This window comes from Roseitalea porphyridii (assembly GCF_004331955.1).
GTDB lineage: Bacteria > Pseudomonadota > Alphaproteobacteria > Rhizobiales > Rhizobiaceae > Roseitalea > Roseitalea porphyridii.
Map to the genome: position 1 here is coordinate 2,121,274 of NZ_CP036532.1, position 24,321 is coordinate 2,145,594.

Consider the following 24,321-nt stretch of genomic DNA (forward strand, 5'->3'; position numbering starts at 1 on the left):
TGTCACCATGACAACTTGGCTCCCCGATCTGTCCCGCGACAATGGCCCGCTCTATCTGGAGCTCGCCAACCGCATTCAGCAGGATATCGAATCGGGCTCCCTGCCCGCCGGCGTGAAACTGCCGCCGCAGCGCAACCTCGCGTTCGATATCGGCGTGACCGTCGGCACGGTCAGCCGCGCCTACGCGGTCGTGCGCGAGCGCGGTCTGGTGACAGGCGAGGTCGGGCGCGGCACCTTCGTCGCAAGCCGCGAGACCGGCGTTCCGAACGGCCAGTTGCCGATCACGCTGCGCCCGCCGGGCGGCTATCACGAGGAAGCGCGCGCCGACGTCATCCGGCTCGATTCCTCGGCCGCCTTCAGCGAGGCCGGCGCCGCCGAAATCCGCCCGCTCCTCGCCGAAGTGTCCCGCGACGGCTGTGACGAGATGGCCGGCTATGTGCGCGGCATCGAGCCCGACTGGCGCAAGGCCGGCGCCGACTGGATCGCCCTTGGCAGCCGATGGCGACCCGAAGAGGAGAACGTCCTGCCCACCTCGGGTGCGCAGGGCGCGCTGATCTCGATCATTGCCGGCGCCACCAACCCGGGTGACCGGATCGCCTGCGAGGCGCTTACCTTCGCCGGCGTTCCCCGCAGCGCGCAGCTCATCGGGCGCGGCGCGGTCAGCGTCGCCATCGACGAAAAGGGCATTCTGCCCGAATCCTTCGAGACCGTCTGCGCCCAGCAGCACCCCCGGCTGCTCTTCCTGATGCCGGCGGTGCACACGCCGCTGACCGTCGCGCTGTCGCCCGAGCGCCGCCGGGCGATCATCGAGATCGCGCGGCGTTACAATGTGCTGATCATCGAGGATCACCTCTACGCGTCGGTGACGCCCGACCCCTACGAGCCGATCGCGGCGCTCGCGCCGGACATCACCTTCCACATCGGCGGGCTCTCCAAGGCGGTGGCCGCCGGCCTTCGCGCCGGCTGGGTGGCGACGCCCGCCCACATGACGGCGCGTGTGTGGTCCGCCCAGAAGATGCTGACGGGTGGCTCGAGCTATCTGCTCAGCGACATGGCGGCGCGCATGGTCAACTCGGGCGCTGCGATGGACGTGCGCACCCGCGTGCGCGAGGAGATCGCCCGGCGCGTGACGGTGATGCGCACCGTCTTCGAGGGCTGCGACATCAAGATACGCGATTACACGCCGTTCGCCTGGCTCAAGCTGCCCGAACCATGGCTGTCGGGCACCTTCAAGGCAGCCGCCTACGAGGAGAAGGTGCGCATCGACGACGAGGACGAATTCAAGGCCGGACGCGGCGACCAGCGCTTCCACGGCGTGCGGGTCGCCTTCGCCGCCATGGCCAAGGACATCGAGACGATGGAGATTGGTGCGCGCCGCCTGCGACGCCTGCTCGATGCCGGCCCGGCCGCCTATCACAGCTACAATTGAGGCCCCCACCGCCGCCATTGACTTTCACGCTCCGTCCGGACAAGCGACGAGCGCCGCCACCCTCCGCACGTCCGCTGCCAGGACCAAGCCCATGACCGACCGCCCCGCCCCGGCCGGAACCGAACGCGCCATCCTGCCCGACCTGGTTCGGGCCTTCGCGCTGGTCGGCATCGCGCTCGTCAACGTGCAGTACCTCGCCTGGCCGGCGATGACCGGCTATCCCGACGCGGCCTTTGCGACGCAGGGCGACGTCGCCGCCTACTGGGCCGTCAACGCGCTGTTCCTGCTCAAGTCCTACACGCTCTTCGCCTTCATGTTCGGGGCCGGCTTCGCCTACCAGATCCTTTCGGCGCAGCGACGCCGAGCGGGTTTTTCGGCCGAGTACTGGCGCCGAATCGTCGGCCTTGTCGTTCTCGGCATCGCCCATGTCGCGCTGCTGTTCCAGGGCGACATCCTGGTGATCTACGCGATCCTTGGCGCCTTCCTCTTCCTGTTCCGGAACACCGGCACACGCACGCTGATCCGCTGGGCCATCGCGGTGTATGGGGTGCAGATCCTGATCGTGGTCGCGCTTGCCGGTCTCGCCTGGCTCGGCGCGACGATGGCGCCCGAGATCATGGCCGCCGAGGCAGCGGCGCTGCAGGAGCAGGCCGACCGCGCGACGCGCGTCTTCGGATCGGCCGGATTCACCGAAGCGGCGGCGCTGCGGCTTGCCGAATGGTCCGAGATCGTCGTCTACGGGCTGATGCTTCAGGGACCGGGCGCGTTCGCCTTCTTCCTGTTCGGACTTGCGGCGGTGCGCGGCGGCGCGATCGCCGATCTGGCGCCGGTCCCGCCGCATCTTCCTGCCGGTCGGCCTCGTCGGCAGCGCGGCGGGCGCCTGGGTCCTGGGCCAGGCGAGCGTGATGATCGACCCCGAAATGCTGATCGGCATGGTGCTGATCACCCTGTTCGGCCCGTTTGCCAGCGCCGGCTATATCGGCCTGATCGCCCGGTGGGCCGAAGCGCCACCGAGCGCGACGAAGACCTTTCTGGCACGCGGTGGCACCGCGACCCTGACCGCCTACCTGACGCAGTCCCTCATCTTCTCGCTGATCTTCAACGCCTACGGGCTGGGCCTGTTCGGATCGCTCGGCGTTGCCGCCTGCACGGCGATCGCCTTCCTGGTGGCGCTTGTCAGCATCGGCTTTGCCAGCCTTTGGCGGTCGCGGTTCGAGCGCGGCCCGATGGAGGTGCTGCTGCGGCGGTGGACCTATCTGGGCACACGCTGAAGCGCGCACTGGCGTCTCGCCGCCACCGACGCTAAAGACCGGCCATGTCGATCCCCAACACCATTGCCATCACGCCCGAACTGATCGAGGCGCACGGCCTCAAGCCGGACGAGTACGACCGTATCCTCGAGCTGATCGGCCGCGAACCGAGCTTCACCGAACTCGGCATCTTCTCGGCCATGTGGAACGAGCACTGTTCCTACAAGAGCTCGAAGAAATGGCTGCGCACCCTGCCGACCGAGGGTCCGCAGGTGATCCACGGCCCGGGCGAGAATGCCGGCGTGGTCGACATCGGCGACGGCCAGTGCGTGGTCTTCAAGATGGAGAGCCATAACCACCCCTCCTACATCGAGCCCTATCAGGGTGCTGCGACCGGCGTCGGCGGAATCCTGCGCGATGTCTTCACCATGGGTGCCCGTCCGATTGCCGCGATGAACGCGCTCAGGTTCGGCGAACCGGACCATCCCAAGACGCGTCATCTGCTCGCCGGCGTCGTCTCCGGGATCGGCGGCTACGGCAATGCGTTCGGCGTACCCACCGTGGGCGGCGAGCTCGAATTCGACGCCCGCTACAACGGCAACTGCCTGGTCAACGCGTTCGCCGCCGGCATCGCGGACACCGACAGGATCTTCCTGTCGAAGGCCGAGGGCGTCGGCCTGCCGATTGTCTATCTGGGCGCCAAGACCGGTCGCGACGGCGTCGGCGGAGCGACCATGGCCTCGGCCGAATTCGACGACACGATCGAGGAGAAGCGCCCGACCGTCCAGGTCGGCGACCCGTTCACGGAAAAATGCCTGCTCGAGGCCTGCCTTGAACTGATGGCCACCGGCGCGGTGATCGCCATCCAGGACATGGGCGCGGCCGGGCTGACCTGCTCGGCGGTCGAGATGGGCGCCAAGGGCGATCTGGGCGTCAGGCTCGATCTCGACCGCGTCCCCGTCCGCGAAGAGATGATGAGCGCCTACGAGATGATGCTCTCGGAAAGCCAGGAGCGGATGCTCATGGTGCTCGATCCGCAAAAGCGCGCCGAGGCCGAGGCGATCTTTGTCAAATGGGGTCTCGACTTCGCGATCGTCGGCGAGACGACCGACGATCTGCGTTTTCGCGTGGTCCATCAGGGCGAGGAGGTCGCCGACCTGCCGATCAAGGAACTCGGCGACGAAGCGCCCGAATATGACCGGCCGTGGGTGGAACCGGGCACCTATCAGGACTGGGATGACGCGTCGGTTCCCGAGCCGGACGATTATGCGGGCGCGATCCTCGCCATGCTCGGCTCGCCGAACCTTTGTTCGCGCCGCTGGGTCTTCGAGCAGTACGACACGCTGATCGGCGGCAACAGCCTGCAGCGCCCCGGCGGCGATGCCGGCGTCGTGCGCGTGCCGGGCCATGCGACCAAGGCGCTCGCCTTCTCCTCGGATGTGACGCCGCGCTACGTCGAGGCCGATCCGTTCGAGGGCGGCAAGCAGGCCGTCGCCGAATGCTGGCGCAACATCACCGCCACCGGCGCCGAACCGCTGGCGGCGACCGACAATCTCAACTTCGGCAATCCCGAACGGCCCGATATCATGGGCCAGCTCGTCAAGGCGATCGAGGGCATCGGCGAAGCCTGTTCGGCACTGTCCTTCCCGATCGTGTCGGGCAATGTCTCGCTCTACAACGAGACGCAAGGGGAAGCCATCCTGCCCACGCCGACCATCGCCGGCGTCGGCCTCATCCATGACTGGGCGCACATGGCGCGGATCGGCACGATGCAGGACGGCGATGCGGTCTTCATGCTCGGCGGCGACGGCACGCATCTGGGCCAGTCGGCCCTCGCCCGCATCGTCCACGAGCGCACGGACGGGCCGCCGCCACCCGTCGATCTCTACCAGGAAAAGCGCAACGGCGATTTCGTCCGCTCGGCCATCCAGAACGATCAGGTGACCGCCTGCCATGACGTCTCCGGCGGCGGCCTTGCTGTCGCGCTTGCCGAGATGTGCCTCGCCGCGGACAAGGGGATGACGATCGAGGTGGGCGATACCCACCCGCCCCACGCGCTGCTTTTCGGCGAGGATCAGGGCCGCTACGTCGTCACCGTGCCGGCGCGGAACGCCACCTTCTTCGCGCTCAACGCCGAAGGCGCCGGCGTGCCGTTCCGGCGCATCGGCGCCGTGGATGGCGACCAGTTTGTGTTGACCGGGTCGGCCAACGCTTCCATATCTCTCGATCAGATGCGCCGCGCGCACGAAGGCTGGTTGCCGGACTACATGGCCGGGCCCGCCCGCGCCGAGGCCGCCCGACAGGAGACCGCCCAATGCCGATGAACGCCGCCGATATCGAACGCATGATCAAGCAGGCGATCCCCGACGCCAGGGTGACGATCCGCGATCTGGCCGGCGATGGCGACCATTACGCGGCCGAAGTGGTCTCGGAGAGCTTTCGCGGCAAGACGCGCGTGCAGCAGCACCAGATGGTCTACCAGGCGCTCGAAGGAAACATGGGCGGTGCGCTGCATGCGCTGGCGCTGCAGACCAACGCGCCGGACTGATCAGTCGCCGCCGCCCTTCGGGTAGGCCGCAAGGATCGGCCCGGCCGGAAACCACGAGCCGATCTGCATGTCCGTGCCGATAGCCAGGGCCGACACCTTGCCGTCGAGGAACAGTGCGTTGCGGGCGCCGGCGTGGTCGCGGAAGAAGCGGGCGAAGTTGCCGAAGCTGACCCGATCGAGGCTGACCGCGAAGACGACCGATCCGTCCTCGGTGACGCCGACACCGTTGCGGATGAAGCGCGTCGAGCCGTTGGGCAGGATGCGCGGGTGGATGGCGCCGTCGATCACCAGCATCGGCCCCGATTGCGTTGCGTGGCGCACCGGAAGGTTCGCCTCGGCGAAGGCTTCCGTTTCCAGAACCCCCGGCTTCCCGTCCTCGGTGACGAAGAACACCCCGTTCGGCTTGAGATGGAAATTGCCCGGACCGTCCGAGGTCACCAGCCCCATCCGCTCCTGCCCGTCCTCCACGTAAAGGCCGACCGGGCTGAGATCGGCGTGATACATGCCGCCGTTCATGGCGACCGCCGGCGCGTCTTCCGAAGTACCCTCGGAAGCGGCGAAGGCGCGCACGCTGCCATAGGCCGTGCCGTCGGGGCGGCCGAGGTGCACGGCGAATTCCGTTCTCGCCGGATCGAATGTGCAGGACAGATAGCGCGCGCCCTCGAAGGTCACGCTCTGGCAGGGAGCACTGCGACCCTCGGCGATCGCCGTCGCCGGACCGCCGAGCGGCACCATGCAAAGCAGGGCGCCGAGCGTCACTCGTGCACGGAAGAGAAGCGGCGCCGCGCGCACGGCCAGACGGCCATGAACGCCGCGTCCAGGCTTGCGCCCGCGCGCATCTTGTTTTGGACCGAACCGCAAGTTATCTCGGGGGCGTGACGTCATCGGGCCTTGAACCCGAATGAAAGGAACAGGACAATGCCGGCAATCAACGAATTCATCGACAATGAGGTCAAGGGCAACGATGTGGTGCTCTTCATGAAGGGCACGCCCGGATTTCCGCAGTGCGGCTTTTCGGGCCAGGTCGTCCAGATTCTCGACTATCTCGGCGTCGACTACAAGGGTGTCAACGTGCTCGCCGACGACGAGCTGCGCGAGGGCATCAAGCAGTACTCGAACTGGCCGACGATCCCGCAGCTCTACGTGAAGGGCGAGTTCGTCGGCGGCTGCGACATTGTCCGCGAGATGTTCCAGGCCGGCGAACTACAGGGCCATTTCGAGGAGAAGGGCGTCGCGGCCAAGGGCGCGGCCTGATCCGCGCTTCATTGCGCTCGTGACAAAGCGTTGATTGCCGTGGCGGAAACGCCATGGCAGATGCTCGTCCATGACAGCGCATCCCCTTCCCGACCCCGCCGCCAGCGCCTTTGCCGCGCAGGCAGACGCATGCCACGATCTGGGCTCGCCGCTCGTCGCGGCGATCTGTTCGCTGGTCGCCGAACGCGGCCTGCCCGACAGCGCAACGCGGCGGCGAATCGCCACCTGGCCCGGCGCGATTGGCGCGCGCGAGGCGGCCGTCCCGCTGCGGTTCACCGCCGCCCTGCACAGGCTCGTGCTCGACGGCGCCGATGACGGTCTCGCCGCCGCCTTCCCGCCCGCCGACCTCAACCGCGACGTGCTCTGGCATGCGCTGCGCGCGGCCGTGTCGGCGCATGACGGGTTCATCGCCGCCTATCTCAACTCCCCGCCGCAGACCAACGAGGTCGCCCGCGCCGCTCTGCTCCTGCCGGCCCTTCTCGATCTTCATGCCGCGCACGGCCTGCCGTTTAGCCTGCTCGAACTGGGCGCCTCCGCCGGCCTGAACCAGAACCTCGACCGCTTCGCCTACGACTACGGCGCCTGGCAGTGGGGCGATCCGGCCTCACCCGTTCTCGTGGCGTGCGAGTGGCGCGGCAAGGCCGGCCCGCCGCAGGCCCGGGACCTCGAGATCGCCGAGCGCAGCGCATGCGATGTCGCGCCCGTGCCGGTCGGGACACAAGACGAGCAACGGCGGCTTCTGTCATATGCCTGGGCCGATCAGCACCCGCGGCTCGCCAGGCTCTCGGCCGCCATGGAGCTGGCCGGCGCCCATCCGCCGCAGGTGGAAGCGGCCGGCGCCGCCGACTGGCTGGAGGACCGGCTCGCGCCCCTGCCCGAGGGCCGGCTGACCGTCGTGCTTCACACGATCATGTGGCAATATCTGCCCGATGCCGAAAAGGCGCGCGCCGAGACGGCGATCCGGCGCGCTGGCCGTGATGCCGGACAGGACAGGCCCATGGCCTGGCTGCGCTTCGAGGCGGACGGCCAGTCGCCCGGCGGCGGCGTCTGCCTCACGACATGGGCCGGCGTCGCCGATGACGGTATCACGCGCCTTCTGGCGCGGGGCGACTATCACGGAAGATGGCTTCAGATGTTGCCGTAAATCGCCTCGGCCATGGACCGCACGGGGCCGGCGCCCCTATGTAAGGGTCGGCAAACGGAGGAAACAATGACCTGGACCGTCTATCTTTCCGGCGAAATCCACACCGACTGGCGCGAGCAGATCGAACAGGGCGCGGCGAATGCCGGCCTGCCCGTCGCCTTCACGGCCCCGGTGACGCACCATGCCGCATCCGACGATTGCGGCGTTGCGATCCTTGGCGCCGAGGACGACAAGTTCTGGCACGACCACAAGGGCGCGCAGATGAACGCCATCCGCACGCGTACGCTGATCGAGAAGGCCGACGTCGTCGTGGTGCGCTTTGGCGACAAGTACAAGCAGTGGAACGCGGCCTTCGACGCCGGCTATGCGAGCGCGCTCGGCAAGCCGCTGGTCGTCATGCATCAGGACGAGCACGCCCACGCGCTCAAGGAGGTCGACGCGGCCGCCCTCGCCGTGACGAAAACACCCCAGCAGGTCGTCGCCATCCTCGACTACGTCATCAACGGTCATCTTCCCGGCTACACCGACCGCGCCCAGGCGGCGCAATAGGAGAGCTGGCGGCAGATGTCGGGATCGCCGGCCCGGCGCTTTCCAACCCGGCCCGAAAAGGCTATCAACATGATGCGCCGCCCGTCGGCGCATTTTTTTGCTTTGGTAATGCCATGTCCGATGCGGTCACATTCAGGGGCTTCGGTGAAAAGGCCCTGCCCTTCCTCAAGGCGCTGGGCTTTCATCAGGACCGCGACTGGTTCGCCGAGAACAAGGCGCTCTACGAGGCCGAGGTGAAGACGCCGCTGGGCGATCTGGTCGAGGCGGCATCGACGCGCTTTGCGGCCGAGGGCGTGCCGCTCCGGGGCAGCCGCAAGACCTCGCTCTACCGGGTCTATCGCGACGTGCGTTTTTCCAAGAACAAGGACCCCTACAACACGCACGCCAGCGCGCTGATGACCCGCACGGGCAACAAGAAGGACAATGGCTTCGTCTACGTCCACATCTCCAACGAGCGCAGCTTCGTCGCGTCGGGCTTCTACGCGCTCGAGGGGCCGGAACTGCGGGCGCTGCGCGATCTGATCGTGCGCGAGCCCGACAGTTTCCGCACGCTGCTCGCCAACATGGCGGCCCACGGGTTCGACCTCGACCGCTCCGAGGCGCTCAAGCGCACGCCGCGCGGCTTCGAGGATGTGGACGACGAGGAGATGATCGGCTGGCTCCGGCTCAAGCACTTCACCTTCATCGACGAGATCGACAACGCCATCGTGACCACGCCGGCCTTGCTGGAGCGGATGGTCAGTCTCGGCACGATCTCGATGCCCTTCCTCACCTTCGGCTGGCGCGCCATCGATCCGCTGCGCGAGGAGGCGCCGGCATGAGCGCGCCCGCCACCGGCGCCGGCGCCACGCCGGGCGCGTCGCCCGAGCCGCTCAAGGCAGGAATCGGCATGCGCGAATTCATCGTGCTGATCGCCGCGCTGACCTCGATTGTCGCCTTCTCCATCGATTCGATGCTGCCCGCGCTGCCGGTGATCGGCGACGATTTCGGGCTCGCCAACCAGAACGACCGGCAGTTCGTGCTGATCGCCTTCGTGCTGGCGTTCGGGCCGGCGCAGCTGATCTTCGGGCCGATCGCCGACCGGTTCGGGCGCAAGCCGATCCTGCTGGGCGGCCTCGGCTTCTTCGTTCTGGCCTCGTTCGGCGCGGCTATCACCGAGAGCTGGTGGGCATTGCTCGCCTGCCGGACCGCCCAGGGCATCGGTGCTTCGGCGGTGCGCATCACCACCCAGGCCATCGTGCGCGACTGTTTTGCCGGCCGCGAGATGGCGCGCGTGATGTCCTATGTGTTCACGGTCTTCATGCTGATCCCGATCGTCGCCCCGGCGCTGGGGCAGGCGATCGTCGCGGTGACCGACTGGCACTGGCTGTTCGCCGTGCTGGGCCTGGCCGGTGCGGCGCTCGCCGCATGGGCCGGCATGCGCATGGACGAGACCCTGCCGGTGAGCGCCCGCCGGCCGCTCGACGCGCGCAGCATCGTCGCCGCCTTCCGCGAGATCCTGACGAACCGGATCGCGCTCGGCTACACGCTCGCCGTCACCCTGTTCTTCGGCGGCCTGTTCTCCTTCATCGTCTCCATCCAGCAGATCATCGAGGTGGTCTACGGGCTGGGCGAATGGCTTGCCGTCATCTTCGCGTTCAGCGCCAGCGCGATGGCCGTGGCAAGCCTCGGCAACGCATCGCTCGTGCGGCAGCTCGGCATGCGCCGCATCTCGCACGGGGCGCTGATCAGCTTCACCACGCTCGGCGCGCTTCTGCTGGTGCTCGGCCTTCTCACCGTGCCGCCCTTCTGGCTGACGATCGGACTGATCAGCCTGATCATGATGTCGTTCGGCTTCGTCGCGGGCAATTTCAACGCGCTCGCAATGGAGCCGCTCGGCCATGTCGCCGGCGCCGCGTCGTCTGTCCTGGGGACGATCTCGTTCACGGGCGGCGCGGTTCTCGGCACGCTGACAGGCCAGGCGTTCAACGGCACCATCGTGCCGCTTGCCCTTGCCTACTTCCTGTTCGGCGCGGTGGGTGTGGCGATCGTGCTGATCACCGAGCGCGGGCGGCTTTTCGCCGCCCAGCACGATCAGGACGTCTGATCGCCCGACGCCGCCGCGAAATCGAACAGGGCCGGGTCGAGCAGATGGCTCGGCCGCACATTGGCGAGCGCCCGGATCATCGTTTCCTTGCGACCGGGCGTCGCCGCTTCCATGTCGGCGAGCATCTTCTTCATCGCGTTGCGCTGCAGCCCGTCCTGCGAGCCGCACAGATCGCACGGGATGATCGGAAACTTCATCGCCTCGGCGAACCGCGCAAGATCGGCCTCGGCGCACCAGACGAGCGGGCGCAGCACTTCCAGATCGCCCTCGTCGTTGACGAGTTTCGGCGCCATCGCGGCCAGCCGGCCGCCATGGAACAGGTTCATGAAGAACGTCTCGAGCATGTCCTCGCGGTGGTGGCCGAGCACCACCGCCGAACAGCCCTCCTCGCGCGCGATCCGGTACAGATGCCCCCGCCGCAACCGCGAGCACAGCGCGCAATAGGTGCGGCCTTCGGGCACCTTCTCGGTGACGATCGAATAGGTGTCGCGGTATTCGATCCGGTGCGCGATGCCGTGCCGGTCAAGCCATTGCGGCAGGATGTGCTTGGGGAAGTTCGGCTGGCCCTGGTCGAGATTGCAGGCGAGGATCTCGACCGGCAGCAGGCCACGCCATTGCAGGTCCACCAGACACGCCAGGAGCCCGTAGGAATCCTTGCCGCCGGACAGGGCCACCAGCCAGCGCGAGCCAGGCGTGACCATCGAGAAATCGTCGAGCGCCTGGCGAACCTGGCGCAGAAGGCGCTTGCGCAGCTTGTTGAAGCCGACCGAGGACGGCGCCTCGGCGAACAGCCGGTGCGCGCCGCCGCCTTCTTCCAGATCGTCGATCGCCGCCGGCTGGCCCATTTCCGCCGATGCTCCGTTCTCCGCCGTCCCTATCGCGCGCCGAACACGCTTGCCCGCACGGGACAGTCCTATCGAGCCGGGCGCGCCATGTCACCGGATCATGGGGGCTCCCAAAGAAAAGGGCCGCCCGAACATCGGACGGCCCCTTGATGCATCGATGGCGGCAGGCCTTAGCGCGAGTAGAACTCGACGACCAGGTTCGGCTCCATCACCACCGGATAGGGCACGTCGCCCAGCGCCGGCACGCGGGCGAAGGTGGCCGTCATCTTGTTGTGGTCGGCATCGACATAGTCGGGCACATCGCGCTCGGCAAGCTGGGTGGCTTCGAGCACCATCGCCATCTGCTTGGACTTCTCGCGCACCTCGATCACGTCACCCACCTTGCAGCGGTAGGACGGGATGTTGACGCGCTGGCCGTTGACCTTGACGTGACCGTGGTTGACGAACTGGCGCGCCGCGAAGATCGTCGGCACGAACTTGGCGCGGTAGACGATCGCGTCCAGGCGGCTTTCGAGCAGGCCGATCAGCGTCTCGGGCGTGTCACCCTTGCGGCGCGCGGCTTCCTCATAGACCTTGCGGAACTGCTTTTCCGAGATGTCGCCGTAATAGCCCTTGAGCTTCTGCTTGGCGCGAAGCTGCACGCCGAAGTCCGAAAGCTTGCCCTTGCGGCGCTGGCCGTGCTGGCCGGGACCATATTCGCGATTGTTGACCGGCGACTTGGGGCGACCCCAGATGTTCTCGCCCATACGGCGGTCGAGCTTGTGTTTGACTGAACTGCGCTTGCTCATCGCATTTCCTTTCAGAACGTTGCGCCCGGTTCTTCACAAACCGGATCAAGGAAACGCGCCCTCCTCTGCCGGCCGTTTTCGCCGACTGACAGGCCCTGCCACGCACGCTTTGCGGAAAGGACCACGGGACACGTAAGAAACGGCGGCCGGAACGGCCTCCGTGACATCGCCGATCTAGGCGAACGGCGTCCGCAAGTCAATCGCCGCCGTGGCGACATGATTGTGCCAGATCACACAGCACCGATCGGACGTCGCCGGCAGGCTTTCCTCCATCAGCGGCGTGCCGGAGAACAAGGCGCGCCCGATCAAGCAAAGGAAGCCAGACATGAAGACGTTAACAAACGGACGGACGCTTGCCATCGTCCTGGGCGGCATGATCGGCGCCCTGGGCGCTGCCAGCGTGGCGCAGGCCGAACACAATTCGAAGATCTCGTGCTACGCCTATGTGCACGATCAGTGCTTTGGCGGCGGCGCCAGCAACTGTTCGGACGACGACTACGATTGGGGTCTGGACCAGTGCGACGGCTACTATCCGTCCACCGAGCCGGCGCGGCAGGCGATCGGAAACATCAAGGCCAGCACCACCGACAACCCGCGGATCCGGGCCGTCATCGGCCAATCGATGCGCAAGTAACACGGACCGGCGGAGCGGCGAACGCGTCGCTCCGCAGCCGCCGGTCGGCTCGCCTCAACACCGCCGGGCACGAAACCGTCAGGCCGAATACGGCACTGTCGAGAGCCCGAACCCGGAGACAAGGCGCATGACCTCGGTGCGCGGGTCATCGGAGGTGAAGACGGCAATGTCGGGCCGCCGATCGTCGCGATGGGCGAATTCCATCCCTTCGGCAAGAGCGAGCGCGCGCCGGGCGATCGCCTCGGACGTGTCGATCCAGTCGACCGGCCAGGGCGCGGTCTTGCGCATCCGGTTGGCGAGAAAGGGATAGTGCGTGCAGGCCAGAACGACGATGTCGGTGCGCCGACCGTTCTCCTCGACGAAACAGGGCGCGATCTCGCGCCGCACGGCCTCCTCGTCGACGAAGCCGGTCTGCATGTAGGTCTCGGCCAGTTCGGCAAGGTTCTCGCTGCCCACCAGGCGGACATGGCAGCGCGCCGCGAACTGGCTGATCAGGTCGCGCGTATATTGCCGACGAACCGTGCCGGGGGTTGCCAGCACAGAGACCAGGCCGGACCGGGTGCGCTCGGCGGCCGGCTTGATCGCCGGCACGGTGCCGACGAACACCTGGTCCGGAAACACCACGCGCAGCCGGTCGATGGCCAGCGTCGACGCCGTGTTGCAGGCGATCACGATCATGCCGGGCCGGAACGTCTCGATCAGCCGGCCGAACAGGTCGACGAGCCGGTCCAGCAGCGCCGGCTCCTCCCAGGCGCCATAGGGAAAGGCGGCATCGTCGGCGACGAACACGTACCGCAGACCGGGCAGGATGATGCGCGCTTCCTTGACCACCGACAGCCCGCCAATGCCGCTGTCGAAGAACAGCACCGATGGATCGACCGGTTCACTCACCGCCGGACGTCCTTCCTTTTGCCGCCCGCGTCGGCCGCCTGCGCGGATCGTCGCCCGGCGAGCCCTGCCCGCGCGGCATTTCCGGCGAGAACCGGTCCAGCGAGGAAATCACGCCGCGCAGCAGGCGGATCTCCTCGACCGAGAAGCCCGGTCGCGACAGGACCGCCCTGATGCCGTCGACCTGCACGGGCTTGCGCTCGGGCGGCCGGAAATAGCCGCGCGCGTCGAGCGCCGCCTCGAGCTGTTCGAACAGGCCGACCAGTTCGGCCCGCGGCGCCGGCGTGAACTCCGGCCCGGCAAACGGTAAGGTCTCGTCCTCGCTGCCGGCCGTCTTCAGATATTCATAGGCCATCAGCAGCACCGCCTGGGCGATGTTCAGCGAGGCGTAGGCGGGATTGACCGGGAAGGTGACGATGTCGTCGGCGAAACCGATTTCCTCGTTGTAGAGGCCGAAACGCTCGCGCCCGAACAACATGCCCGTCGCCTGCCCCGACCGGTCGCGGGCGCGCATGTTGGCGCAGGCCTCGACCGGGCCGAGCACGCGCTTGAAGCCGTCGCGCTGGCGCGCGGTCGTGGCAACGACATAGGTCAGGTCGGCGACGGCCTCGGCCAGCGTCTCGAACACGCGCACACCTTCAAGCACGTAGGCCGCGCCGCTCGCCGTCGCGTTTGCCTTCTCGTTGGGCCAGCCGTCGCGCGGGTTGACGAGACGCAGGTCGATCAGCCCGAAATTGGCCATGGCGCGGGCGACCATGCCGATGTTCTCGCCGAGTTGAGGCTCAACGAGGATCACGGCGGGGCCTTCCTCGATGCGGTCCTGGGTGGTGTTGGTGCCGGCCATGGTGCGCGTTCAGCGGGTGATGTCGATCATCCGCAGGTACGCCAAGCCGGAAGGCCAGGCAAGCGCCCGTCAGGCGGCCGGCCGCCTCACCCGGTCGGCTTCCCAGGTGCCGGCATTGTCGAGCACCATGTCCGGCTCGCGATAGGCCTGCCGCAGGAAGCGCTCATAGACCGCCCCCTCCACATCGCGGCCAATCGGGCCCGTGGTGCCGGTAATCATCCGCAAGGCTTCCTGCAGCGCATCGACCGTGCCCGAGCCCTCGTCGAACTGCGCCTTCTTGCGCCAGACCAGATCGTGCGGCAGCAGATCGGCGCAGGCCTTCCGCAGGATCCATTTCTCGGTGGTCGGCCCGGTGGCCTCGGCCGCATCTGCGTCGGTGCGGCACAGTTTCAGGCTGGCCGGGACCGACTGGGCGAAGTCGATCAGGTCGCGGTCGAGGAACGGCGTGCGCGCCTCCAGGCTCTCGGCCATCGTCACGCGGTCGACCCGCTGCAGATTGATGTTGTGCATGGTGCCGAGGCTCCGCGTCAGTTCGTCGGCGAGCGCGCGCGGATCGTCCACATAGCCATGGTGGTAGGTGTAGCCGGCGAACAGTTCGTCCGCCCCTTCGCCGGTGAGCACCGCCTTGACCTGACGCCGGGCGAGCTTTGCGGCGAAATGGGTCGGAATGGCGCTGCGCACCAGATCGATGTCGGCGCTTTCAAGGTGATAGATGACATGCGGCAGCACGTCGGCGATGTCGGCGGGCGTGAAGGCGTGCTCGTGATGGTCCGATCCGATATGGGCGGCGACCTTGCGCGCGGCCATCAGATCCGGCGAACCTTCGGTGCCCACCGCGAAGGTCTTGAGCGGCGTCTTGCCGGCGCGGGCGCGGCTGCGGGCAGCCAGCGCTGCGATGATCGAACTGTCGAGCCCGCCCGACAGGAACGAGCCGACCTCGACATCGGCGACCATCCATTTCTGGACCGCCTCCACCAGCACCAGGCGCAGTTCGCGCGCAGTGGCCGTCACGTCGAGGCCCGGTTCGGCCTCGGCCGCCCCATGCGGAATGCGGTACCATTGGCGGTGGCCGCGCGCGCTGTCATAGAGCGAACCGGGCGCGATCGCCTCGATATCGACCAGACCCATGCCGTCGAAGGCCTTCAGTTCGGAGGCGAAGATCAGCCCCTCGCCATGGCGGGCCATGTAGAGCGGCTTGATGCCGAGCGGATCGCGCGCGGCGACGATGCGTCCGGGCGTCGCCAGCACGAAGGCGAACATACCGTCGAGCCGGCTGATCCAGCGGCCCGCGCCCGTTCGAAACAGGTGCAGGATCGTCTCGCTGTCCGAGGCGCTCTCGAACTCGTCGGCGCCAAGGATGGCCCGCAGATCCTCGTGGTTGTAGATCTCGCCATTGACCACCAGCATGTCGTCGCCCTGGTTGATCGGCTGACGGCCATCGTCCGGTCCGATGATCGCAAGGCGGCTGTGCGCCATGACGACCGGCGCGCCGGCGAGCGCGGTCACCTCGGTCGCGTCCGGCCCGCGATGGGAGAGCCGCGCGACCATGTCGCGCGCCAGCGCCTCGTCGCCCGCATGCCATAACGTCACAAAGCCGCACATCGTTGTTCTGTCCTTCGACCGGTTCTCGCTTGCCTGAATGATAGGTGCCCTACGCCGCTATTGCGATAGCGGCTTTCGAAAATACGACACGAACTGCCTCTCACGCACGACTGAGCAAGCCGGCAGGCTGCGGCCGCGATGCCGCCGGCGGACGACTATCGGAGCGTTTGCGCGGTTCTGACCCCTTTGCTATAGCGGCGCAAAAAACCCCCGGGGCGCCCCAAGTCCGGCGCTCCATTCCAACCCCCTTTCCCGAGGTCGAAAATGGCGAAAATCAAGGTCGAAAATCCGGTGGTCGAGCTGGACGGCGACGAGATGACGCGGATCATCTGGCAGTTCATCAAGGACAAGCTGATCCACCCCTATCTCGACATCGACCTGAAGTATTACGACCTCGGCGTCGAATCGCGCGATGCCACCGACGACCAGATCACCGTCGATGCGGCCAACGCGATCAAGGAGCATGGCGTCGGCGTCAAATGCGCGACGATCACGCCGGACGAGGCGCGCGTTGAGGAATTCGGCCTCAAGAAGATGTGGCGTTCGCCGAACGGCACGATCCGCAACATCCTGGGCGGCGTGATCTTCCGCGAGCCGATCATCTGCAAGAACGTGCCGCGCCTTGTGCCCGGCTGGACCAAGCCGGTCATCGTCGGCCGCCACGCCTATGGCGACCAGTATCGCGCCACCGATTTCCGCTTCCCCGGCAAGGGCAAGCTGTTCATGAAGTTCGTCGGCGAGGACGGCAAGGAGCAGGAGTACGAGATCTTCGACGCGCCCGGCGCCGGCATCGCCATGGGCATGTACAATCTGGACGCCTCGATCGTCGACTTCGCCCGCGCCTCGCTGAACTACGGCCTGCAGCGCAAGGTGCCGGTGTACCTTTCGACCAAGAACACGATCATGAAGGTCTATGACGGCCGCTTCAAGGACATCTTCCAAGAGATCTACGAGGCCGAGTTCGAGGACGCCTTCAAGGAAGCGGGCATCTGGTACGAGCACCGGCTGATCGACGACATGGTCGCCGCCAACCTGAAATGGTCGGGCGGCTATGTCTGGGCGTGCAAGAATTATGACGGCGACGTGCAGTCCGACACGGTGGCGCAGGGCTTCGGCTCCCTCGGCCTGATGACCTCGGTGCTGATGACGCCGGACGGCAAGACCGTCGAGGCCGAGGCCGCGCACGGCACGGTCACGCGCCACTACCGTCAGCACCAGGCCGGCGAGGAAACCTCCACCAACTCGATCGCCTCGATCTTCGCATGGACGCGCGGGCTGGCGCACCGCGCCAAGCTCGACGGCAACGAAGCACTGGCCGATTTCGCGCGCACCCTCGAGGAGGTGTGCGTCAACACTGTCGAAAGCGGCTACATGACCAAGGATCTCGCGCTGCTGATCGGCCCCGACCAGAAATGGCTGACGACGACCGGTTTCCTCGACAAGATCGACGAGAATCTGCAGAAGGCGATGGCCCGCTGAACAGGCCACGTCGGGGCCCCGCGTCGTACAGCAGCCGAAACCGGAACGAAAAGGGCGCCGCAACGGGCGCCCTTCTTCTGATGACGTTGAGGTCGGCCCGGCCGTTCAGGCCTCTTCGGCGACCTTTTCGAGCCCTTGCGCCACCGCGGCGATCGCGTCGTCGGCCTTGTCGCCGTCCGGACCACCGGCCTGGGCCATGTCGGGCCGGCCGCCGCCGCCCTTGCCGCCAAGCGCGGCCGAGGCCAGCCGCACCAGATCGACGGCGCTGTAGCGATCGGTGAGATCATCGGTCACGGCGACCACGACCGAGCCCTTGCCATCCTCGGATCTGGCGACCAGCGCCACCACGCCAGAGCCGATCTGCGTCTTGGCCTCGTCGGCCATCGGCTTGAGATCGCGCGGTGAAATGCCGTCCACGGCCCGCCCCATGAAGTTCACGCCGGCGATCTGCCGGGTTTCGGCCCCTGCGCCAGAGCCGGTCGCCGGACCGGCCAGCGCCAGCGCCTTCTTGGCCTCGGCGAGCTCGCGCTCGAGACGCCGGCGTTCCTCGACGAGCTGGCCGATGCGGCCGACGGCCTCTTCCGGCGTCGTCTTCAGCGCGCCCGCCACCGCGCGCATGCGCTCGTCCTGCGCCTCCAGATAGCGCCGCGCGCCCTCGCCGGTCAGCGCCTCGATCCGCCGCACGCCGGCGGCCACCGCGCTCTGGTCGACAATGCGCACCAGGCCGATCTCGCCTGTGGCGCCGACATGGGTGCCGCCGCACAATTCCACCGAATAGGGCTTGCCGGCCTTGTCGCCGCGCGTCGCCGTGCCCATCGAGACGACGCGCACCTCGTCGCCATACTTCTCGCCGAACAGCGCCATGGCGCCCTGCTCGATCGCCTCGTCGACCGCCATCAGCCGCGTCGTCACCGGCGCGTTCTGCAGCACGATCTCGTTGGCGATGTCGGCGATTTCGGCCAGTTCCTCCTCGCTGATCGGCTTGGGATGGGCGAAATCGAACCGCAGCCGGTCGGGCGCGACGAGCGACCCCTTCTGCGTGACATGGGTGCCGAGCACTTCGCGCAGCGCCTCGTGGACAAGATGCGTCGCCGAATGGTTCGAGCGCAGCGCGCTGCGGCGGCCATGGTCGACCTCCATCTCGACCACCGCGCCGACGGCGACGGCGCCCTCGCGCAGCCGGCCATGATGGATGAACAGGCCGTCGGCCTTCTTCTGCGTGTCCTCGATGTCGATGACGAAGCCCTCGCCGCGCATGACACCCTTGTCGCCCTGCTGGCCACCCGATTCGCCGTAGAACGGCGTCTGGTTCACGATCACCGCGACGGACTGGCCGCTGTCTGCCATCTCCGTGCGTGCGCCCTCGTGCACCAGCGCCTTGACGACGCCTTCGGCCTTCTCGGTCTCGTAGCCGAGGAACTCCGTCGCGCCGAACTCGTCGCGCAGGCCGAACCAGATCGCCTCGTCCGCCGCGTCGCCCGAACCCTGCCAGTTCGCCCGCGCCTCGGCCTTCTGCCGCTCCATGGCTGCGTTGAACCCGTCCACATCGACGGAAATGCCGCGCTGGCGCAGCGCATCCTGGGTCAGATCGAGCGGAAAACCATAGGTGTCATAGAGCTTGAACGCCGTTTCCCCGGCCAGTTCGTCGCCTTCCGAAAGCGTGTCCGTCGCCTCGTTGAGAAGGCCGATGCCGCGCTCGAGCGTCTTGCGGAAGCGGGTCTCCTCGAGCCTGAGCGTTTCGGAGATCAGATCGCGCGCGCGGCCCAGTTCCGGATAGGCCTCACCCATCTCGCCGATCAGGGCCGGCACGAGCCTGTGCATCAGCGGCTCGGCCGCGCCAAGCAGGTGCGCATGGCGCATGGCGCGACGCATGATCCGCCGCAGCACGTAGCCGCGCCCCTCGTTCGATGGCAGCACGCCGTCGGCGATGAGGAAGGAGGTGGCCCGCAGATGGTCGGCGATCACCCGGTGGCTCGCCTGCCGCTCGCCTTCGGCCTTGGTGTGCGTGAGCTGCTCGGACGCCGAGATCAGCGCGCGGAACAGGTCGATATCGTAATTGTCGTGCACGCCCTGCAGCACCGCGGCGATGCGCTCGAGCCCCATGCCGGTGTCGATTGACGGGCGCGGCAGGTCGACCCGCTCGTCGGGCGTGACCTGGTCGAACTGCATGAAGACCAGATTCCAGATCTCGATGAACCGGTCGCCATCCTCGTCCGGAGACCCGGGCGGGCCGCCCGGAATATGATCGCCATGGTCGTAGAAGATCTCCGAACACGGCCCGCACGGACCGGTCTCGCCCATCTGCCAGAAATTGTCGTGCGTAGGGATGCGGATGATCCTGTCTTCGGGCAGGCCGGCGATCTTCCGCCACAGGTCGAACGCCTCGTCATCGGTGTGATAGACGGTGACGAGCAGGCGGTCCTTGGCCAGTCCGAACTCCTCGGTGATCAGTTTCCAGGCCAGTTCGATCGCGACATCCTTGAAATAGTCGCCGAACGAGAAATTGCCGAGCATCTCGAAGAAGGTGTGGTGCCGGGCGGTATAGCCGACATTGTCGAGATCGTTGTGCTTGCCGCCGGCGCGCACGCATTTCTGCGAGGTGACCGCGCGCGCATAGTCGCGCTTTTCGAGCCCGGTGAAGACGTTCTTGAACTGCACCATGCCCGCATTGGTGAACATGAGCGTCGGATCGTTCAGCGGCACGAGCGGGCTGGAGGGCACGATCGTGTGCCCGTGCGAGGCGAAGAAGTCGAGAAATGCCGTGCGTATCGAATTGACGCCACTCATGAAAACACCTTTGGAAAGTCCGTGCCGAACGCCGGCGCGGCGCGGCCGCCCGCAAGGCGGCGGCCATCGGCCCGCCATGCCCCGCGCGGCCGGTCAGGGCCGGTGATTACGGCAAAAGCCGGCCCGCTGTCCAGCACGGGCCGGCGCAATGGCCGATGGCGATATAGGAAGCGTGGCCGGAGCCGTTAAGCCCCGGCGATCAGCCTTCTGCGGCCGCGTCGCCGTCGAAGTCGGTGCCGTCCGCCGCCGCCGAGGCGCTCTCCTCGTCGTGCAGGAACTGGTCGGCAAGCAGGCCGGCATTCTGCCGCAGCGCCATCTCGATCCGCGCGGCGACATCGGGATTGTCGCGCAGAAACTGCTTGGCGTTCTCGCGTCCCTGCCCCAGCCGCTGGCTGTCATGGGAGAACCAGGCGCCCGACTTCTCGACGATGCCCGCCTTCACGCCCAGGTCGATCAGCTCGCCGGTCTTGGACACGCCCTCGCCATACATGATGTCGAACAGCACCTCCTTGAACGGCGGCGCCAGCTTGTTCTTGACCACCTTGACCCGGGTCTGGTTGCCGACGACCTCGTCGCGGTCCTTGACCGCGCCGATCCGGCGGATGTCGAGCCGCACCGACGCGTAGAACTTCAGCGCGTTGCCGCCCGTGGTCGTCTCGGGCGAGCCGAACATCACGCCGATCTTCATGCGGATCTGGTTGATGAAGATGACCATCGTGTTGGACCGGGAGATCGAGGCGGTCAGCTTGCGCAGCGCCTGGCTCATCAGCCTGGCCTGAAGTCCCGGCAGCGAATCGCCCATCTCACCCTCGATCTCGGCGCGCGGGGTCAGCGCGGCAACCGAATCGATCACCAGCACGTCACACGCGCCAGACCGGACCAGCGTATCGGCGATCTCGAGCGCCTGTTCGCCGGTGTCGGGCTGGGAAATCAGCAGATCCTCGAGGTTGACGCCCAGCTTGCGCGCATAGACCGGGTCGAGCGCATGCTCGGCATCGACGAAGGCGCAGATGCCGCCCTCCTTCTGCGCTTCGGCCACCGTGTGCAGCGCCATGGTCGTCTTGCCCGAACTTTCGGGCCCGTAGATCTCGATGATGCGCCCCTTGGGCAGCCCGCCGACACCGAGCGCGATGTCGAGCCCCAGCGATCCGGTCGACACCGTTTCGATCTCGACGACCTGCTCGTTGACGCCAAGGCGCATGATCGAGCCCTTGCCGAAGGAGCGTTCGATTTGCGCCAGCGCCGCGTCCAGAGCCTTTGACTTGTCCACCGATTTGCCCTCGATCAAACGCAGATTATTCTGAGCCATGGGTCCACCCTTATGCTAAAGCGCCGCCGCGCGCAAAGAAACGATTGCGAATTATGTACCATCTTTGTTCCGCATTGGCAAGACATTTAAATGATTGAATTACCTGTGCAATCGAGATTTGTTCGTGATCTGTCTCATCCGTCTGCTCCCGCAGGGCCGGCGCCGGCGACCGGCACGGAGCCGCCGCGGTGCGGATTCGCGCGGGCGGCGCGGTGAGCAAGGCGCCCGCCATCGTCGGCATCGGCGGCGCCCATGTCGACCGGATCGGTCACGTTTCCGGACCATTCCGGCCCGGCGCGTCCAATCCGGGCGCGATGGTCGAGCGCGTGGGCGGCTGCATGGCCAACATGCTGCGTGTGGCAAGGGCGCTGTCCGGCGATGCTGTCGGGCTGATCTCTGCGCGCGGCGGCGACATGGCCGGCCGCGCCGTGGCCGAGGCGCTCGACGAAGCCGGCATCGACGATCACAGCGCGGTCTTTCTCGACCGGCCGACACCGACCTACACCGCGATCATGGACGAAACGCGCGAGGTCCGCGCCGCGCTCGCCGACATGGATCTCTACGAGACCGGGCTTGCGCGCCACCTCGGCCGCGCCGAACCGCGCGCGCTGATCGCAGGCGCGGCGATCGTCGTCGTCGACGCCAATCTGCCGCCGGCCGCGATCGGTGCCGTGCTCTATGCCGCCCGTTCTCCCGTGGTCGCGCTCGCGGTGTCGCCGGCCAAGGCGGAGCGCCTGGCGCCCCACGCGGCGCGCTTTGCCGTGACCTTCATGAACCGGCGCGAATGCAATGCGCTGATCGGCCGCAACACGGACGCCACGCTCGATCCGGCGGCGCTGACGCGGCTTTCGGCGCTCGGCTTTGCGCGTGCGGTCATCAGCGATGGCGATCGCGCGGTCACAGTGCGCGACGGCGAGACGGCGTTCCGCCAGCCGGTCGGAACGGTCGCCGCGCCGGTGGACGTCACCGGCGCGGGCGATGCGCTTGCCGGCGCGGTGATCGCCCATTGGCCGACCATGGCGCTTGGGAAGGCGGTGCGGCTGGGCGTTGCGGCGGCCGCCGCCACCATCGCGGTGCGCGATCCCTTCCGCGCCGATATCGGCGCGTGCGACCTTGCCGGCGTGGCGGCCGCCCTGCCCGCGCCGGCGCCGCTCGATGCAGACCCCGCACCAATCGGAGACGACCATGCAGCCGATCCGCTTTGAACCTGCCGTGCGCGGCGCGCTCGACGAGCGCGCGCCCGTCGTCGCGCTCGAATCGACCATCATCACGCACGGCATGCCCTGGCCGGACAATCTGGCCATGCTCGAACGGGTCGAGGCGGCGATCAGGGCCGAGGGCGCGACGCCGGCGACGATCGCCGTCATCGACGGGTCGATCGAGGTGGGGCTGACCGGGGCGCAGGCGCAATCGCTTGCAAGGCGCAAGGGGGGCGCCAAGCTCTCGCGGGCCGATCTGGCCTTTGCCTGCGCCCGAGGGCTGACCGGCGGCACGACGGTCGCTGCAACGATGATGGCGGCACACGCGGCGGGCATAGAAATCTTCGCGACCGGCGGCATCGGCGGCGTCCACAAGGGCGCCGAGACCAGCTTCGACATCTCCGCCGATCTCGACGAACTGGCGCGCACACCGGTCACCGTGGTCTCCGCCGGGGCCAAGGCGATCCTCGATATCGCCAAGACGCTCGAGGCGCTGGAAACGCGCGGCGTTCCGGTGATCGCCGTCGGCCAGGACGAAATGCCCGCATTCTGGTCGCGCACATCCGGCCTTAGGGCGCCGCTGAGGCTCGACGACGCGGCGGCGATCGCCCGCTTCATCGCCACGCGCGCGAACCTGCCCTCGTTCGGCCATGGCGGCGTCCTGATCGCCAATCCGGTGCCCGCCGAGGCGGAGATCCCGCGCGATCAGATGCGGGCCCATATCGAAACGGCCCAGGCCGAGGCCGAACGCGACGGCATCGCCGGCAAGGACGTCACGCCCTGGCTGCTGTCGCGGATCGTCGAGATCACCGGCGGGCGCAGCCTCAAGACCAATATCGCGCTGGTCGAGAACAACGCCCGTCTCGCCGCGCGGATCGCCGTCGAGCGCGCGCGGCTCTGATCGCGCGCGGCGCTTGTCACGGCCGTGCAAAGTGCGGCATGCTGTCGCCGCACGACCATGGTCCCGGGGGCGAACCTCCGAATGCAGCATCTTTCGGCATTCTCGCTGTTTTCGGCGCTCGCGCCGGAAGCCGACAAGCGCTTTTCCGGCCAGTGCTCGATCAGCGACTTCGCCGAGAACGAACTCGTGCTCGATTTCGACGATGACACGCACGACGTGTTCCTGATCGCGACCGGCCAGGTCCGCGTGATCCTGAGGATCGCCACCGGCCGCGAGGTGATCCTGGGCGAGATGGGCGAAGGCGCGTTCTTCGGCGAACTGGCCGCGATCGACGGCACGCGCCGGTCAGCCAACATCACGGCGATGGTCCGCACCCGGCTGATCCGCGTCCCGCAGGCCGTCTTCGTGGAAATCCTGAGAGAAAGCCCGGACGTGGCGCTCGAACTCATGCGCACCATGTCGGCGCGCATCCGCGGCCTCAACACGCGCCTTGCCGAGCATTCTTTCCTGGCCGCCAAGTACCGGCTCTATTCGGAACTGATCCGCCTGTCGCGCCCGCGCAAGGGCCATGACGGCCAACGCACCATTTCGCCGCCACCGGTGCAGCAGGACCTTGCCGAACGGATCGGCTGCCGGCGCGAGGTGGTCAGCCGCGAGATCGCCCGGCTCGAGCGCGAGCAAATCATCGAGCGCACGCGCGGCGCCATCGTGCTGGCGCGCATGGACGAACTCAACCGCCGGCTCACCGAAGGCTGGGAGCGCGGCGGCTGATCTGGCCGGGTCCG

General features: G+C 67.4%; 22 protein-coding genes. 14 read left to right on the forward strand and 8 right to left on the reverse strand.

The annotated features are described in order from the left end of the window. Positions 1–7: 7 nt before the first annotated feature. The 4 genes from E0E05_RS10415 to E0E05_RS10430 all read left to right on the forward strand — a co-directional run bounded on the left by E0E05_RS10415 (position 8) and on the right by E0E05_RS10430 (position 5,227). Positions 8–1,429 carry an aminotransferase-like domain-containing protein gene (locus tag E0E05_RS10415; protein WP_131616646.1) on the forward strand — a complete coding sequence of 474 codons (1,422 nt, stop codon included), beginning with the start codon at positions 8–10 and terminating at the stop codon, positions 1,427–1,429. Positions 1,430–2,217: 788 nt separating this feature from the next. Next, positions 2,218–2,700 carry a DUF418 domain-containing protein gene (locus tag E0E05_RS17900; protein WP_131616647.1) on the forward strand — a complete coding sequence of 161 codons (483 nt, stop codon included), beginning with the start codon at positions 2,218–2,220 and terminating at the stop codon, positions 2,698–2,700. A gap of 44 nt (positions 2,701–2,744) precedes the next feature. Further along, the gene (gene purL / locus E0E05_RS10425; protein ID WP_131616648.1) at positions 2,745–5,003 is read left to right on the forward strand and encodes a phosphoribosylformylglycinamidine synthase subunit PurL; all 2,259 of its coding nucleotides are present in this window, start codon (positions 2,745–2,747) and stop codon (positions 5,001–5,003) included. Next, positions 4,994–5,227 (forward strand): BolA/IbaG family iron-sulfur metabolism protein, encoded by a 234-nt coding sequence (locus E0E05_RS10430; protein ID WP_131616649.1) that lies wholly within the window; start codon positions 4,994–4,996, stop codon positions 5,225–5,227. Before purL ends, E0E05_RS10430 begins: the two co-directional genes overlap by 10 nt. Here E0E05_RS10430 and E0E05_RS10435 read toward each other — a convergent pair whose 3' ends face one another. After that, a complete protein-coding gene (locus tag E0E05_RS10435) occupies positions 5,228–5,986 on the reverse strand; it encodes a phosphodiester glycosidase family protein (protein ID WP_158629340.1) in 759 nt (252 codons plus the stop codon). Between the two features lie 159 nt (positions 5,987–6,145). Between E0E05_RS10435 and grxD the strand changes: the two genes are divergently transcribed. The 5 genes from grxD to E0E05_RS10460 all read left to right on the forward strand — a co-directional run bounded on the left by grxD (position 6,146) and on the right by E0E05_RS10460 (position 10,260). After that, positions 6,146–6,481 (forward strand): Grx4 family monothiol glutaredoxin, encoded by a 336-nt coding sequence (grxD, locus tag E0E05_RS10440; protein WP_131616651.1) that lies wholly within the window; start codon positions 6,146–6,148, stop codon positions 6,479–6,481. A gap of 70 nt (positions 6,482–6,551) precedes the next feature. Continuing rightward, positions 6,552–7,625 (forward strand): DUF2332 domain-containing protein, encoded by a 1,074-nt coding sequence (locus tag E0E05_RS10445; protein WP_131616652.1) that lies wholly within the window; start codon positions 6,552–6,554, stop codon positions 7,623–7,625. Between the two features lie 66 nt (positions 7,626–7,691). Then, on the forward strand, positions 7,692–8,174 hold the full coding sequence (locus E0E05_RS10450; RefSeq protein WP_131616653.1) for a YtoQ family protein: 483 nt from the start codon (positions 7,692–7,694) through the stop codon (positions 8,172–8,174). Positions 8,175–8,287: 113 nt separating this feature from the next. Then, positions 8,288–8,995 (forward strand): TIGR02453 family protein, encoded by a 708-nt coding sequence (locus E0E05_RS10455; protein ID WP_131616654.1) that lies wholly within the window; start codon positions 8,288–8,290, stop codon positions 8,993–8,995. Beyond that, positions 8,992–10,260, forward strand: a complete 1,269-nt coding sequence (locus E0E05_RS10460) for a multidrug effflux MFS transporter (protein WP_131616655.1) — start codon at positions 8,992–8,994, stop codon at positions 10,258–10,260. Before E0E05_RS10455 ends, E0E05_RS10460 begins: the two co-directional genes overlap by 4 nt. Here E0E05_RS10460 and ttcA read toward each other — a convergent pair. Both ttcA and rpsD read right to left on the reverse strand, forming a co-directional pair. Next, entirely contained in the window at positions 10,248–11,105 is an 858-nt protein-coding gene (ttcA, locus tag E0E05_RS10465; protein ID WP_131616656.1) for a tRNA 2-thiocytidine(32) synthetase TtcA, read from the reverse strand. The two genes, E0E05_RS10460 and ttcA, sit on opposite strands and share 13 nt — an antisense overlap. Positions 11,106–11,275: 170 nt before the next feature. Further along, the gene (gene rpsD, locus E0E05_RS10470) at positions 11,276–11,893 is read right to left on the reverse strand and encodes a 30S ribosomal protein S4 (protein WP_131616657.1); all 618 of its coding nucleotides are present in this window, start codon (positions 11,891–11,893) and stop codon (positions 11,276–11,278) included. Between the two features lie 325 nt (positions 11,894–12,218). Here rpsD and E0E05_RS10475 point away from each other — a divergent pair, with 325 nt between their 5' ends. Continuing rightward, a complete protein-coding gene (locus E0E05_RS10475; protein ID WP_131616658.1) occupies positions 12,219–12,527 on the forward strand; it encodes a hypothetical protein in 309 nt (102 codons plus the stop codon). A gap of 78 nt (positions 12,528–12,605) precedes the next feature. On the opposite strand, the gene murI is transcribed toward E0E05_RS10475, so the two are convergent. The 3 genes from murI to asnB form a co-directional block, all read right to left on the reverse strand. Continuing rightward, the gene (gene murI / locus E0E05_RS10480; RefSeq protein WP_131616659.1) at positions 12,606–13,418 is read right to left on the reverse strand and encodes a glutamate racemase; all 813 of its coding nucleotides are present in this window, start codon (positions 13,416–13,418) and stop codon (positions 12,606–12,608) included. Then, the gene (locus E0E05_RS10485) at positions 13,411–14,259 is read right to left on the reverse strand and encodes an RNA methyltransferase (RefSeq protein ID WP_131616660.1); all 849 of its coding nucleotides are present in this window, start codon (positions 14,257–14,259) and stop codon (positions 13,411–13,413) included. Before E0E05_RS10485 ends, murI begins: the two co-directional genes overlap by 8 nt. Before the next feature lie 69 nt (positions 14,260–14,328). Continuing rightward, positions 14,329–15,861, reverse strand: coding sequence for an asparagine synthase (glutamine-hydrolyzing) (asnB, locus tag E0E05_RS10490; RefSeq protein ID WP_131616661.1), 1,533 nt, complete (start codon positions 15,859–15,861; stop codon positions 14,329–14,331). A 264-nt stretch (positions 15,862–16,125) separates the two neighbouring features. On the opposite strand from asnB, the gene E0E05_RS10495 reads away from it, so the two are divergent. Beyond that, on the forward strand, positions 16,126–17,340 hold the full coding sequence (locus E0E05_RS10495) for an NADP-dependent isocitrate dehydrogenase (protein WP_131616662.1): 1,215 nt from the start codon (positions 16,126–16,128) through the stop codon (positions 17,338–17,340). Positions 17,341–17,445: 105 nt separating this feature from the next. Here E0E05_RS10495 and alaS read toward each other — a convergent pair whose 3' ends face one another. Further along, positions 17,446–20,127, reverse strand: a complete 2,682-nt coding sequence (alaS, locus tag E0E05_RS10500; RefSeq protein ID WP_131616663.1) for an alanine--tRNA ligase — start codon at positions 20,125–20,127, stop codon at positions 17,446–17,448. A 199-nt stretch (positions 20,128–20,326) separates the two neighbouring features. Next, positions 20,327–21,436 (reverse strand): recombinase RecA, encoded by a 1,110-nt coding sequence (gene recA / locus E0E05_RS10505; RefSeq protein ID WP_131616664.1) that lies wholly within the window; start codon positions 21,434–21,436, stop codon positions 20,327–20,329. 212 nt (positions 21,437–21,648) lie between these two features. On the opposite strand from recA, the gene E0E05_RS10510 reads away from it, so the two are divergent. From E0E05_RS10510 to E0E05_RS10520, 3 genes are all read left to right on the forward strand, one after another. Next, positions 21,649–22,641: a PfkB family carbohydrate kinase gene (locus E0E05_RS10510; RefSeq protein ID WP_158629341.1), complete on the forward strand. Its 993-nt coding sequence runs from the start codon at positions 21,649–21,651 to the stop codon at positions 22,639–22,641. Then, positions 22,622–23,536 carry a pseudouridine-5'-phosphate glycosidase gene (locus E0E05_RS10515; RefSeq protein ID WP_131616666.1) on the forward strand — a complete coding sequence of 305 codons (915 nt, stop codon included), beginning with the start codon at positions 22,622–22,624 and terminating at the stop codon, positions 23,534–23,536. The genes E0E05_RS10510 and E0E05_RS10515 overlap by 20 nt, the downstream gene beginning before the upstream one ends. 81 nt (positions 23,537–23,617) lie before the next feature. Continuing rightward, the gene (locus E0E05_RS10520; RefSeq protein WP_158629342.1) at positions 23,618–24,307 is read left to right on the forward strand and encodes a Crp/Fnr family transcriptional regulator; all 690 of its coding nucleotides are present in this window, start codon (positions 23,618–23,620) and stop codon (positions 24,305–24,307) included. Positions 24,308–24,321: the final 14 nt, after the last annotated feature.

Coding starts and splice junctions, on each gene's coding strand:
- E0E05_RS10475 (WP_131616658.1), top strand. CDS start 12,219: ATGAAGACGTTAACAAACGGACGGACGCTTGCCATCGTCCTGGGCGGC.
- E0E05_RS10515 (WP_131616666.1), top strand. CDS start 22,622: ATGCAGCCGATCCGCTTTGAACCTGCCGTGCGCGGCGCGCTCGACGAG.
- asnB (WP_131616661.1), bottom strand. CDS start 15,861: ATGTGCGGCTTTGTGACGTTATGGCATGCGGGCGACGAGGCGCTGGCG.
- E0E05_RS10455 (WP_131616654.1), top strand. CDS start 8,288: ATGTCCGATGCGGTCACATTCAGGGGCTTCGGTGAAAAGGCCCTGCCC.
- E0E05_RS10415 (WP_131616646.1), top strand. CDS start 8: ATGACAACTTGGCTCCCCGATCTGTCCCGCGACAATGGCCCGCTCTAT.
- E0E05_RS10430 (WP_131616649.1), top strand. CDS start 4,994: ATGCCGATGAACGCCGCCGATATCGAACGCATGATCAAGCAGGCGATC.
- alaS (WP_131616663.1), bottom strand. CDS start 20,127: ATGAGTGGCGTCAATTCGATACGCACGGCATTTCTCGACTTCTTCGCC.
- E0E05_RS10485 (WP_131616660.1), bottom strand. CDS start 14,259: ATGGCCGGCACCAACACCACCCAGGACCGCATCGAGGAAGGCCCCGCC.
- E0E05_RS10495 (WP_131616662.1), top strand. CDS start 16,126: ATGGCGAAAATCAAGGTCGAAAATCCGGTGGTCGAGCTGGACGGCGAC.
- E0E05_RS10450 (WP_131616653.1), top strand. CDS start 7,692: ATGACCTGGACCGTCTATCTTTCCGGCGAAATCCACACCGACTGGCGC.
- ttcA (WP_131616656.1), bottom strand. CDS start 11,105: ATGGGCCAGCCGGCGGCGATCGACGATCTGGAAGAAGGCGGCGGCGCG.
- purL (WP_131616648.1), top strand. CDS start 2,745: ATGTCGATCCCCAACACCATTGCCATCACGCCCGAACTGATCGAGGCG.
- E0E05_RS10460 (WP_131616655.1), top strand. CDS start 8,992: ATGAGCGCGCCCGCCACCGGCGCCGGCGCCACGCCGGGCGCGTCGCCC.
- E0E05_RS10520 (WP_158629342.1), top strand. CDS start 23,618: ATGCAGCATCTTTCGGCATTCTCGCTGTTTTCGGCGCTCGCGCCGGAA.
- E0E05_RS10445 (WP_131616652.1), top strand. CDS start 6,552: ATGACAGCGCATCCCCTTCCCGACCCCGCCGCCAGCGCCTTTGCCGCG.
- grxD (WP_131616651.1), top strand. CDS start 6,146: ATGCCGGCAATCAACGAATTCATCGACAATGAGGTCAAGGGCAACGAT.
- rpsD (WP_131616657.1), bottom strand. CDS start 11,893: ATGAGCAAGCGCAGTTCAGTCAAACACAAGCTCGACCGCCGTATGGGC.
- recA (WP_131616664.1), bottom strand. CDS start 21,436: ATGGCTCAGAATAATCTGCGTTTGATCGAGGGCAAATCGGTGGACAAG.